8 protein-coding genes are annotated in these 13,641 nt (G+C 47.2%); 2 read left to right on the top strand and 6 right to left on the bottom strand.

Going from position 1 to position 13,641, the window contains the following annotated elements; translation table 11 throughout:
- Positions 1-283 precede the first annotated feature (283 nt).
- Positions 284-1,069, top strand: a complete 786-nt coding sequence (locus tag PHQ97_00100) for a TatD family hydrolase (protein MDD4391141.1) — start codon at positions 284-286, stop codon at positions 1,067-1,069.
- 292 nt (positions 1,070-1,361) lie between these two features.
- Here the strand turns inward: PHQ97_00100 and PHQ97_00105 are convergent, their stop codons facing one another.
- The 4 genes from PHQ97_00105 to guaB form a co-directional block, all read right to left on the bottom strand.
- Positions 1,362-2,498 carry a DegT/DnrJ/EryC1/StrS family aminotransferase gene (locus tag PHQ97_00105; GenBank protein ID MDD4391142.1) on the bottom strand — a complete coding sequence of 379 codons (1,137 nt, stop codon included), beginning with the start codon at positions 2,496-2,498 and terminating at the stop codon, positions 1,362-1,364.
- A 264-nt stretch (positions 2,499-2,762) separates the two neighbouring features.
- Complete coding sequence (locus PHQ97_00110) at positions 2,763-4,154, bottom strand: mannose-1-phosphate guanylyltransferase/mannose-6-phosphate isomerase (protein ID MDD4391143.1); 1,392 nt, start codon at positions 4,152-4,154, stop codon at positions 2,763-2,765.
- Positions 4,155-4,159: 5 nt separating this feature from the next.
- The gene (locus PHQ97_00115; protein MDD4391144.1) at positions 4,160-7,687 is read right to left on the bottom strand and encodes a DNA polymerase III subunit alpha; all 3,528 of its coding nucleotides are present in this window, start codon (positions 7,685-7,687) and stop codon (positions 4,160-4,162) included.
- A gap of 201 nt (positions 7,688-7,888) precedes the next feature.
- Entirely contained in the window at positions 7,889-9,352 is a 1,464-nt protein-coding gene (gene guaB / locus PHQ97_00120) for an IMP dehydrogenase (protein ID MDD4391145.1), read from the bottom strand.
- A 322-nt stretch (positions 9,353-9,674) separates the two neighbouring features.
- On the opposite strand from guaB, the gene PHQ97_00125 reads away from it, so the two are divergent.
- Positions 9,675-10,283, top strand: coding sequence for an L-threonylcarbamoyladenylate synthase (locus PHQ97_00125; GenBank protein MDD4391146.1), 609 nt, complete (start codon positions 9,675-9,677; stop codon positions 10,281-10,283).
- Positions 10,284-10,434: 151 nt separating this feature from the next.
- On the opposite strand, the gene sppA is transcribed toward PHQ97_00125, so the two are convergent.
- Both sppA and PHQ97_00135 read right to left on the bottom strand, forming a co-directional pair.
- Complete coding sequence (gene sppA / locus PHQ97_00130; protein MDD4391147.1) at positions 10,435-11,334, bottom strand: signal peptide peptidase SppA; 900 nt, start codon at positions 11,332-11,334, stop codon at positions 10,435-10,437.
- A 213-nt stretch (positions 11,335-11,547) separates the two neighbouring features.
- Positions 11,548-13,368 carry a 30S ribosomal protein S1 gene (locus PHQ97_00135; GenBank protein MDD4391148.1) on the bottom strand — a complete coding sequence of 607 codons (1,821 nt, stop codon included), beginning with the start codon at positions 13,366-13,368 and terminating at the stop codon, positions 11,548-11,550.
- Positions 13,369-13,641 lie beyond the last annotated feature (273 nt).

Here is a 13,641-nt window from a genome sequence, read left to right on the forward strand (position 1 = left end):
ATCGGCAACCGCTTTACAGGGGCTCTTGATAAACGCCTCTATCTGGCGTATGATTTATTTATCAGAAAATAAGACGGTCTGATTGCCCCGGTATTTACCCATGTTCATCCATGTCCCGTCATCTTGCTGATACGGTAATCCAGGGCATGGGGCCCGTATTCGGCCGGATAAAACTTCAGCCGGCTGTGACCGAAGCAGGCGCCATACCACTCAAATATAATTTGAGTAATAAAATTAATTCTATAAACATCAGGTTATAAAGGTCTAAAGGAGTAGCGTTGTTTTGAAAGCACTGATTATCGACAGTCATATTCACCTCGACATTATTTTTACCGATCACCCCGATCAGATCTCCTGGCTAAAAGCCAACCGTATTTTCCCGGTTTCATGGGCTTTCAGCAATCATATTGAAAGCTTGAATGATTTGCGCAATTATTTGAAACAGCAGGCGTCGATCATCCAAAAGCTTAACGCAACCACGTTACCGTGTAGGTTTCTGGCCGGTATTCATCCGCGAAATATCCCGTCAGATCTTGCGGCAAAGGATGTCGGGGAATTATTAATACCCTTTTTAAAAGATCCGCTCTGCCTGGGAATGGGAGAAATCGGACTTGAGAGCGGAAATGAAAAAGAAGTGGAGATCATGACGGCCCAGCTCGCACTGGCGGATACGATCAAGTCCATGAATAAAAAGATCGGTATCCATACGCCCCGGAAAAACAAGACCGCTATTACCATCAAACTGCTTGAACTGCTTCAGGACTTCAGCGGCATCGAACCTTTTACGGTTATCGATCATTGCTCACCGGAAACGATCAGTGGGGTTCTGGATCGGGGGTATCAGGCCGGGGTGACGTTAAGCCCGGAAAAAACCTCAGTTGAGGAACTGAAACATATGATCCAGACCTTTCCAGCCAATCTTGACCGAATCATGTGCAATACCGATTCGTGCATGACATTTTCAAAAGATCTGCACCGGTTTTTCACCGACCATTCGGTGGCTGATGAAATCCGAAACGCCTTGTGTTTTAAAAATGCCTCCGGATTTTTCAATCTGATCAGGTGCTGACGCGGACCGTGTCCGCAACCCGATTTCCATGGAATTGCCGTTACAAAAAATTCTTTGATTTTCTACCGCCCGTTCGCTTCGCTCTCTCGAGACGCCGGGCTCTACGCGTCTCGAGCGAATCGGGCGGTAACTATAACGGGAAAATTCTTGTTTTTTTTAACAGAGTTTAAAGAATGGCCCTAAAGGAGGTATGTTTCGAATTGGTCATCTGACATCTGCCATCTGACCGCTGATTTCTGAGTAAGTACGCATTCCCACGCCGAAGCGCGGGAATGCGATCAAAACAGGCAACTCAATTTTTATAAAATTCGTTTATTTTTTCTACCACATAGGCCTGCTGGGCATCGGCAAGCTCGGGGTATATCGGAAGCGCCAGTGTTTTGAGGGCCGCTTCTTCCGCTGCGGGAAAATCGCCCTTCTGATAACCCAGATCAGAAAAGCACTGCTGAAGATGAAGCGGCACCGGATAATAAACCTCAACGCCGATTTGAGCATCAAGCAGGAATTGACGGAGTTCATCTCTTTTATCCGGCACTTTGATCACAAACTGATTGTAAATGTGCCGTTCCTGCCTTTCAGCCGGAAGCTGAATCATATCGGTCAATCCGGCATCGGCAAACAGTTTCCGGTATAACGCCGCATTGTTCTGCCGGGCATGGGTCCATTCATCGAGATATTTCAATTTAACCGATACAATAGCCGCCTGCAGGGCGTCCAACCTGAAATTTCCTCCGATCACGCTATGATAATACTTGGGATGCGAACCGTGCATCCGGAGAATCTTTAATTTTTCATACGCCGCATCAGAATCGGTGGTGACAATCCCTCCGTCACCAAACGCACCGAGGTTTTTCGAAGGGAAAAAAGAAAAGCAGCCAAACGCACCCATGGAACCGGCCCGTTTACCTCTGTATTGAGAGCCGATCGCCTGAGCAGCGTCCTCGATTACTATAAGGCCGAACGTATCGGCGATCTTCAGTATCGGGTCCATATCGGCGCACTGTCCGTAGAGATGAACCGGAATAATTGCCTTGAGTCTGGCCCTTTCATCCGGAGACATGTCCAAAATCGCCTTTTCGATTCCCCCGGCAGATATATTATACGTTTCCGGATCGATATCGACAAACACCGGTTTTGCCCCTGTTCGGGAAATTGCCCCTGCCGTTGAAAAAAAGGTATACGTCGTGGTTATAACCAGATCCTGAGGCCCGATATCCGCCGCCATCAGTGAAATTAAAAGCGCATCAGAGCCGGAAGAGACCCCCACGGAATACGCGGTACCGCAGTAGTCGGCAATTTCCGTTTCAAGCTGCTCAACTCTGGGGCCCAGAATAAAATACTGACTTTCATATATCTCTTCGGTAGCCTTTAAAATTTCTTCCTTAATTGTCTGATATTGCTGTTTCAAATCAAGCAAAAGCACTTTCATGTGTCATGTTCCAATCCTGTTAAGGTAAGGGACTCTGGATTTTCAAAAATACCATTTATCGTTATCATCATGCCCGGATGTTTTTATCAGGCATCCGGAAAAGGTCATGGATTCCCGCTCAACAGCATTGCGGTAATGACGGCACTTTGAGTGCTCGACAACCGGTAAATCAGTAATTTCCGTATCCCTGAGTTATATGCTTTTTTTCACCAAACACGATGAACCTGAAAAAAATCCAATTTCAAACGAAAAAACGCCCAACGGCTACCGACAAACAAACTGCCCTTTCCCGTCACAGGGGCTGATTTGAATCTGCAGCAGACAAAGCGGTCCACCGTCAGACGGTTGAACATCCACCGGTTGCGTTCCGGAAACCATAAACGTTTGCCCCTGATCCAGCGAGCGTTGCCGCCCGTCACCATTTATACGGGCCCGGCCTTCCAGAATCACCAGCTGGGTAACAACCGATGGCAATGCCTCGATCCTGAGTTTCGAATCCGGATAAATCGCAAGCCGGACGATCTGATACCCGGGTCTGTTTTCCAGCCGTGTGGAAACACCCCATGGGTGATGAACCGTCTGATGGGCTTTGTATTCTTTCCGCCCGTCCCGTTTAAGCTGTTCAACGATGGTTTTGACATTCCGGCTGCTGTCGATATCGGAAACAAACACCGAATCCGGTGTCTCCACGACGACCATATCCCGGATACTGTTGGTGGCAATGAGCCGTTCATGGCCCATAATAAAACAATTTTCCGTATCATTGCTGATCACGTCCCCGTCAATCACATTCCCATGCGAATCTTTCGGCAGAAAATCATAGAGCGATTTCCATGACCCGATATCGCTCCATCCGAAATCGGACGGGAGTACCACTCCCTTTTGCGTACGTTCCATGATGGCCACATCGATGGAAATATTTTTCAGCTGTTCGTAAGCCTCACGGGTTACCGAACCTGCCCCGCGCATATCCCGGATGCGGCGATACAACTCCGGCTCAAAGGTTTTAAACTCTTCAATGATAACAGACGCCTTAAATACGAACATGCCGCTGTTCCAGAAATAATTGCCTGCGTCGAGATATTCCATGGCGGTCTGCCTGTCCGGTTTTTCGACAAAGCGCCTGATGGAAAGGGCTCCGGCGGCCACTGCCCGATCCCCTTCGATGTAACCGTATCCGGTTTCAGGATAATGCGGCGTAATGCCGAATGTCACGATATGGCCTTGTCCGGCAAGACTGACGGCCGATGCCACTCTGGCATGAAACCCGTCAAGATCCCGAATCACATGATCAGCGGGAAAGACGCATATGACGGCATCTTCACTCTGCTCAAAAATGTTCAATGCGGCCATCAAGATGGCCGGTGCCGTGTTTCGACCGCAGGGCTCGCCTATGATGTTGCCATGGGAGGCAATCCCGATCGCCTCCAGATGCCTTGCGATTTCAAAAAAATGCTCCTCCCCGCAAACAATTCTGATCCTCCCGGGCGTCACCTCCGGAGGCAGCCGTTTAACCGTGAGTTGAACCAGGGAATCATCCCCAATAAAATTAACCAGCTGTTTGGGATAAAGTTCCCGGGAAACCGGCCACAAACGGGTTCCGGAGCCACCTGCCAGCAATACCGCATAGATATTCGGACGCTTCCGATCAGGCATCCCGTTTACTCCTTTTTCCTTTTCCCATAAAAGGCCTTACCCGTCGATGCTGTGGTGGAAGGTTCGGCTTCACTGCAGCAGGTTTCGACCGCAGGATACCCCACCAGCGTGTTGACCTCACTGGTCAATTTTTCCCCGGCCTTTAACGTCATATAATCCGGTAGCGAGATAATCGTCTCGGTTTGATCAGGCATACTCAAATGAATAAACCCGCGGCACGGGCCCGGATACCTTTTTAAAACACCCTTCAATTTACCCATCAGGTCCTTATCCGTTCGGGTGATATCCAGATTGAAATGAATGCTTGCGGTCCATACCGCCTCAGCCGCTTCCATGTCAATCATCTGGTCTGCCAGAATTTTTGCCGTTTTTTCATCCTTCTGCAGTTTTCCCTGAATCAGTACCGGCGTATCATCCTGCAGCAGATCATACACCCTTGAGTAGACAGACGGAAACAGCGTAATCTCAACTGATCCGTGCAGGTCTTCAATCGTCACAAAGGCCATCGTATCGCCTTTTTTGGTCTGTATGACCTTGATACCTTTAATGTAGCCGCCGATTCTGACCATATCCCCATCATTTTTTTCAAGAATCTGGACAGTATCTGCAGTGGTAAATTTTTCGAGCACCTCCTCATACTTGGATAACGGATTGCCCGTGATATAAAATCCCAACGACTCTTTTTCCATGATCAGGAGCTGTTTTTCGTCCCATTCTTCAATAGCGGGCAGTGAAGGGATATTGATTTTAAGGGTCGATGGCCCCATATCAAACAGGCTCATCTGGGCGTCCGCCTGTTTTTTCTGAACCATCTGCCCATATTCCATCGCCTCTTCCAGCGCAGCCGTCATCTGACAGCGATTCGCGCCGGTAGAATCAAAAGCGCCGCATTTTATCAGAGCCTCAACCACCCGCTTGTTCACTTTCCGCAAATCCACCCGCTCACAAAAGTCAAACAGGGAGGAAAAAGGGCCTTCTTTTCTAGACTCGATAATCGTATCAATGGCACTTTCCCCGACATTTTTCACGGCCACAAGACCGAACCGGATCTGCGCCCCCTTGACAGCAAATTCTTTATTGCTCTCGTTGATATCCGGGGGAAGAACGGAAATATTGTGACTCCGACATTCGGAAACGTATTTAATGACGCTGTCAGAGGAATTCATCTCGCTGGTGAGCAGTGCCGCCATGAACTCCACCGGAAAATGTGCTTTCAGGTATCCGGTCTGGTATGCAATCAGGGCGTAGGCCGCACTGTGGGACTTGTTGAATCCGTATCCGCCAAACTTTTCGATCAGATCGAATATATAGGTAGCCTTTTTAGCATCGATACCGTTTTTTTCGGCGCCCTGAACAAACCGCACACGGTGCTGAGCCATGATTTCAAGATTTTTCTTCCCCATGGCTTTTCGCAATACATCGGCTTCTGCCATGGAGTAGCTGGCCAGGACACCGGCAATCTTCATGACCTGCTCCTGATACAGAATGACGCCGTAGGTCTCCTTTAAAACCGGTTCCAGCTGGGGCAGCAGATACTCCACCTTTTTGCGGCCGTGCTTGCGCTCGACAAAATCATCCACCATTCCGCTGCCCATGGGCCCGGGCCGGTACAGTGCCACCAGAGCCGTAATATCCGCAAAGCACGCCGGCTTTAACCGAACCAGCAGGTCTTTCATGCCGGAACTTTCCAGCTGAAAAACCCCGGTCGTATCCCCGTCTGCCAAAAGCCGGTAGGTCTCAGGATCACTCAGATCCAGATCGAGCAGGTCCGGTGGCGTCTGATTCTGCGAAGCAATCAGTTGAAGGGCATCTTCCATCACCGTCAGGTTACGCAACCCTAAAAAATCAAACTTGACCAGTCCGATCTTCTCGACATGTTTCATGTCGAACTGAGTGACGACTTCGCCTTTTTTCCCTTTGTACATCGGGAGGTATTCAACCAGGGGTTTGTCGCCGATCACGACACCGGCGGCATGAGTCGATGCATGTCTGGGAAGTCCTTCGAGTATCCGGCAGATATTGACCAACTCGGCCACTTCGGGCTTTTGTTCTACCAGATCACTCAGTTTCGGTTCCTGTTTCAGCGCATCATCCAGACTGATGTTGAGCACATCCGGTACCATTTTGGCAATGGAATCGACTTCATGAAGGGGGATATCAAGTGCCCTGCCCACATCCCGGATAACCGCCCGGGTTTTGAGTTTCCCGAATGTAATAATCTGAGAGACGTAATCTCCCCCACCGTATCGTTCCACCACATATTTAAATACCTTCTCCCGACCGTTGATACAAAAATCCACATCGATATCGGGCATGCTGATACGCGAAGGATTCAGGAACCGCTCAAAAATCAGGCCATGTTCTATGGGGTCAAGGTCCGTAATATTCATCGAATAGGCAACGATACTTCCGGCCGCCGACCCCCTGCCGGGGCCTACCGGAATACGGTTTTCCTTTGCGTAACGGATAAAATCGGAAACGATCAGAAAATAACCCGGAAAGCCCATATCCTTGATCACCGACACCTCGTAATCAAGGCGCTCCCGATAGAGGGCTTCATCAATATCCGGATTTTTTGCCCTGAGCTGCCCGAATCTCCACTCAAAGCCTTTGCGGACTTCCTGATCAAAAATTTCATCGGCAGTCATCCCGGAATTCGCATCAAATTTCGGAAAATGATAGTCGCCGAATTTGAATTCAACATTACATCGATCGGCAATTTTTACCGTGTTTTCAATGGCATCAAGATGATCTTTAAAATAGGAGGCCATCTCCTCTTTGGATTTAAAATACAGCTGATCCGTACTGAATTTAAACCGGTCGTTATCATGGATCGTCTTTCCTGTCTGGATGCACAGCAGAACTTCATGAGCCCTGGCATCATTTCGATCCAGATAATGACAGTCATTTGTAGCAACCAGCGGTATTGACAGCCGGCGGCTCATATCATAGAGCACCTGATTGACCTTATCCTGAAGCTCGATGCCATTATTCTGGACCTCGAGATAAAAATTATCCTCCCCGAGCAGATCCCGATAAAAACAGGCAACGTCGTCAGCCTTTTTAAGGCTGTTTTCCTTGATGAGCCTGGGAATTTCTCCCTGAAGGCACGCGGAGAGCCCAACCAGCCCCTTGCAGTGCTGCTTCAGGACGTCCTTGTCAATCCGGGGTTTATAGTAAAAGCCTTCCAGTTGAGCGATCGAGGCCAGTTTACACAGATTGCGATAGCCCTCATCGTCACGGGCCAGAAGCACCAGATGTGACAGCGACTTGCTGTCAAGTTGCGTTTTATCGTGAATCGTACGAGGAGCGACATAACATTCGCATCCGATAATTGGCTTGATCCCGGCTTTTTTGGCCTTTTCATAAAATTCGATGACACCGAACATGGTGCCGTGATCGGTAATGGAAACTGAGTCCATTCCGTATTCCTTGGCCCGTTTCAACAGCGGATCGATCCGAATAGCGCCATCCAGCAGGCTGTACTGCGTGTGAATGTGAAGATGTACAAAAGGTATGGATGTATCGGTCATGGTATTGGTTAATCGGTTGATCAGTTAATTAATCGGTTAGTTTCCATCCATAAATGGCCGTCTCGGAGTCTGCACTTATCGACCCGATCTCTGGATTGGAAACATGCTTTAGTGCCAATCCGGTAAAAAAAATTATGGATGAGAACCAGTTAATCAGTTAATCAGGCATCAAAATTCCTGATTAACTGATTCCTGAGCGCCTTAGTCCAGACGATAATTGGGGGCTTCTTTGGTGATGATCACATCATGGACATGGCTTTCTCTCATTCCCGCCGCTGTGATTTTTATAAACATTGCCTTTTGTCTCAATTCCTCAATTGTACTGGAACCTACGTATCCCATTCCGGCCTTCAGACCGCCGATCAACTGGAAGACATTTTCGGTTAAAGAACCACGATAAGGGACCCGTCCCACGATTCCTTCCGGAACCAGTTTATCATCCCCGGGATCATCACCCTGATAATACCGATCCTTGCTGCCCTGTTTCATGGCTTCCAAAGACCCCATGCCTCGATAGACTTTATAGCTTCGCCCCTGAAAAATTATGATTTCACCGGGGCTTTCCTCGGCTCCGGCAAACAGGCCTCCGATCATGACCACATGTGCTCCGGCACCAATTGCCTTGGTAATGTCTCCGGAAAATTTAATTCCACCGTCTGCAATCAACGGCACTCCGGTTTTATTGGAGATGTTCCGGCAATTCATTATCGCTGTTATCTGAGGCACGCCAACGCCCCCCACGATGCGGGTTGTACAAATGGAACCGGGACCGATACCTACCTTCAGCCCGTCTACTCCGGCCTTTATCAGATCTTCCGCGCCTTTTTCCGTCGCCACATTTCCGGCTATCAATTCTATATCATCAAACGAGGCTTTTAACGTCTTTACCGCATCCACCACATTCATGGAATGGCCGTGAGAAGTATCAATCAGCAGGACATCGGCGCCGGCACGTAAAAGAGCCTCCGCTCTCGGCAGCATGTCCGGGCCAACGCCCACGGCTGCTCCGACACGCAGTCTTCCCCTGCTGTCTTTACAGGCATTTGGATATTTTTTTATCTTCTCGATATCCTTTATAGTTATCATACCGGTCAGCTGGCCATGCTTATCTACCACCAGAAGTTTTTCAATCCGGTGCTTGTGCAGCAGTTTTTTCGATTCCTCCAGGGATATCCCCTCGTTAACCGTAACGAGGTTGTCTTTTGTCATGACCTCGGAGATCGGTTTTTCCAGATTGGTTTCAAATCTGAGGTCACGATTTGTCACAATCCCCACCAGTTTTTTGCCTTCAGTCACCGGAACACCTGAAATCCGGTATTGCTCCATAAGCTTGAGCACATCACTGACGGACTGGTGCGGACGAATCGTTACAGGATCAATAATCATCCCGCTTTCAGACTTCTTGACCTTATCCACTTCCTTTGCCTGGTTTTCAATATTGATATTGCGATGGACAAACCCTATACCGCCCGACCGCGCCATGCTTATCGCGGCACGTGCCTCGGTAACAGTATCCATTGCAGCGCTGACAATCGGAATATTAAGGCTGAGGTTTTTTGTCAGACGTGTCCGGGTATCGATGTCCTTAGGCAGGATTTCGGAATAATTCGGCAGTAACAATACATCATCAAATGAATACGCTTCTTCAAGTGGTTTGTGGCTCATAAAACTCCTCCGAAAGCATCCGGTTGATGCTTTTTTTATATCAAATTCCGACTGCCGGATGAACAGTTATTATTATTCCTCAGACGACAGCCCGCTCCTCGATTCAAGTCAAACGAATAACAAATGAAGATGGCAGACGCAATCATAAATTGTGATCTTGACAATTCAATCTCTGCCATACTAATACATTTAAAGATATGTAACGGTTTCTTTTTTTTGCAAAGCGCCCAATTGAGCATCTGTTCATATTCAAATCAATCGGCACGGTTGCATTTCAATCTTTTTTACTGATCACCTCACAAAACATGTTTTACTGAATACGATGCTGATTAAAATCAATCCCCATAATCCACCAAAACGCCTCATTGTCAAAACGATTGAATGTCTGCGTAAAGGCGGAATCATAGCATATCCGACTGACACCTGCTACGGAATCGGCTGCGATATCCTGAACAAAAAGGCCATTCAGAAAATATATCAGCTCAAAAAACAGGATAAAGACAAACCTTTCAGCTTTATGTGCTCTGGCCTGACCAATATCAGCGAATATGCCAAAGTTTCAAATTATGCTTACAAAACCATGAAACGGTTACTTCCCGGACCCTACACATTTGTTCTGGAAGGTTCCAAGCTGGTTCCGAAGATCATGCTGACAAAACGAAAAACCGCGGGGATACGGGTACCGGATAACAATATATGCATCGCACTGGTAGAAGAACTCGGAAATCCAATTATCACCACCAGCGCCACAACCCCGGACGGGCTTCTGGTGAATGACCCGACCCTGATTCAGGATTATTTCGGCTCACGAATCGATATTGTAATCGATGGAGACATCGTTTACGGAAAATCATCGAGTGTGATCTCATTAATCGGCGACATACCCGAAGTGCTACGCCATGGCGCGGGAGACATCAGCATGTTTGAATAATATCCGGCTCAGGTATAAAAAAACGCTCTGATAACTTAGCTTGTGAGCGTTTTGATCTTTTTACGGTCATTGGCAAATGATTGCCGACTTTTTTCAGTCAGTCAAACTCTCTCCGGAAAGATAAAAAATCCAGGGAAGCCCCCAATTAAAATCATTGAGGTTTGTAGACATAATCAGCGTGGAGATTGGGTTGAATCACTTGTTTTACGATGTCATTCACAGACGAATCTGCCAGATAGTCAACCAGCGAAAACTTCTTCTTTCTCGCATATACGGATGCGATCTTCCCCTTGATGCCCCCCATCCGCCCTGCCCATTCAACAGCATCCTCCAGATTGCCAAGCCGGTCGACCAGACCGGAATTCAAGGCCTGCTCTCCGGTAAAAATGCGACCGTCAGCAAGTTTCTTCAGCTTGTCAACGTCCATATGTCTTCCCAACGCCACATCATTGACAAACTGCTGATGAATGTTGTCGACAAACTTTTGAAAAACTATTTTTTCTTCTTCTTTCATGGTTCGAACGGGTGATCCCATATCTTTATATTCGCCGCTTTTAACTACCACTGGAACCAGACCGATTTTATCCAGTATATTCTGAAAATTCGTATAGCCCATAATCACTCCGATACTGCCGGTTATGGTGCCCGGATTGGCCATGATTCCCGAAGTGGCTGACGCAATATAATACCCGCCTGAAGCAACCACAGATCCCATCGAAGCAACCACTGCTTTCGTTTCAATGGTTTTGCGGATTTCCCGATAAATCTCCTGCGAAGGGCCTACGGCTCCTCCCGGGGAATTGATCCGGACAAGTATCGCTTTGATCGAACTATCTTCCCGAAATTGTTTAATATCATGAAGTAAATTTTTTGAATCGGTAATGACACCGTTAACTTCAACGATACCAACTTTTTCACCGGAAAGATGAGTATCAGTATAATCCATTCGAAAAAAAACCGCAATTATCAGGGTGATCATCAGAACGGTACCGGCAAGCATGCCGGTTAAGGCGAGGCTAAAAAAAAGAAATGGATGTCTGCGGGAAAACATGATACGGGCGATCCCTGCTCTGGTTCTTTCCAAAAGCAGGAAAAAGGATCGGGAGAAGAGAATAAACAGATCGTTTACCACGATTCCATTTATTCTCAGTCCTTTTCCTTTTCCCGCTCAATATTTTAGAATAACCTGTCAGAAATTCTTTATTCAGCTGCCATGAACCCGCAATTCAATTCACAGGGTTAAATGACGACGGAATAAAGCAGTTTATTTTTCACTCAACTTTTCTTGCAGGTTTTCTCGAAGTATTTCACCAAAATTTGATCTTGCCGGCGCCATGCTGTTGACATACTCGGTAAGCAGGGCTTTATCATCCTCGACTTCAAGACGTTTAATGGACAGTCCAATACGCCTTTCATCGCAGTTGATATTCATCACTTTGGCTTTGACGAGATCGCCGATGTTATACTTTCCGATCGGCGTTTTAATTTTTTCCTTACTGATTTCAGAGACATGAACCAATCCTTCAATACCCTCTTCCAGTTCAATGAATACGCCAAAATCCGTAACGTTCGTCACATTACCCGTGATTTCCGATCCGACCTGATACCGTTCTGCAACGCTCTTCCAGGGATCCGGCTGAAGCTGCTTGATGCCGAGAGAAAATCGCTCATTGTCTTTTTCAATATCCAGAACGACCGCCTGAACCACATCTCCCTTTTTATATATTTCGGAAGGATGTTTGATCCGCTTTGTCCATGACAAATCGGAGATATGAACCAATCCGTCAATTCCCTCATCGATACCGATAAAAAGACCGAAATCGGTAATATTTTTAATTTTGCCTTCAATCGTTGTTCCAACAGGATACTTGTCGCTGATCAGATCCCATGGATTCTGGGTCGCCTGCTTCATGCCCAGAGAAATCCGCCTGTTTTCAGGCTTGATATCCAGTACAACGGATTCGATGATATCGCCGACCGAAACCACTTTTGAAGGATGACGGACCTTTCGCGTCCAGGACATTTCTGAAACATGGATCAGGCCTTCCACGCCTTCTTCCAGTTCCACAAATGCGCCATAATCCGTCAGGCTGACTACTTTTCCGGTCACATGCGCTCCGACCGGATATTTTTCAAATGCCATCAGCCAGGGATCTTCGGTCAATTGTTTAATACCGAGAGACACCCGTTCTTTTTCAACGTCCAGGTTCAGCACCTTGACATTGATTTTATCACCGACCTCAAACAATTCCGACGGATGCTTTACACGGCCCCAGGAGATGTCCGTAATGTGCAAAAGCCCGTCCACACCGCCAAGATCGACAAACACACCATATTCGGTAATATTTTTAACCGTGCCGCCAACAACTTTGCCCTCTTCGATTGCCGCCAGGGTGGCAGTACGTTTGGACTCTCTCTCAGCTTCAAGGATAGCACGCCTTGACAGGACGATATTGCTGCGCTTTCGGTTATATTTTAAAATCTTAAATGTATAGGTTTTCCCCACCATCTCATCCAGATTCCGGATGGGACGAAGGTCTGCCTGAGATCCGGGCAGAAATGCCGCAACACCCACATCTACAGAAAAACCGCCCTTAACGCGGTTAACGATAATCCCTTCAACCGTTCCGTCCTCATCGTAAGCCTTCTTGATTTCTTCCCAGACCTTGATCTTAGCAGCCTTTTCCTTGGAAAGAACGACAACTTCCTCTTCGTCATCCCACCATTCAACCATGACTTCCACGCTATCGTTGAGTTTGGCGGTCATGTTCCCTTCGTCATCATAGAATTCACGAACGGATATCTGCCCTTCGGATTTGTAACCGATATCGACTACCACATATTCCTTATCGACAGAAATGATTTTGCCAGTAACGACTTCGCCTTCGGCAAATTTTTTAAAACTTTCTTCGTATAAATCCATCAGATTTTCTAAATCCCCAGAAATTTCAGATTCTTTCTGCTCAGATGAATCAATATCTGAAGAGATAGGCATCAGGTCTTCTTTCTGTACCGAAACATCAGTTTCGGCATCCCCTGATTGATCTGGTGAATCAATTGAACTGTTTTCTATAAAATTTTCCATGAAATCCACTTCCCCCTTGGCCTGATAAAATATACTGCTATACTGCAATTTGACAAAATTATCATATACGCATCATCGTGTCAAACCATCTTTAAGAAATCTTCTACATCTGTTTTGTAGACAGTGTCAATCCGGAAACAGGATAGTTTTTTGGATCAGCGCCCTGCGGGCGGACCGAGAAGCACTATTGCCGGTGCACTTTGTCTGAGTCAAAAGGGAAAACAGCCATTTCCGGGTGAACACTTCATGTACTGCCATCCGCAAACAAAATCG

Source organism: Desulfobacterales bacterium, from assembly GCA_028704555.1.
Lineage (GTDB): Bacteria > Desulfobacterota > Desulfobacteria > Desulfobacterales > JAQWFD01 > JAQWFD01.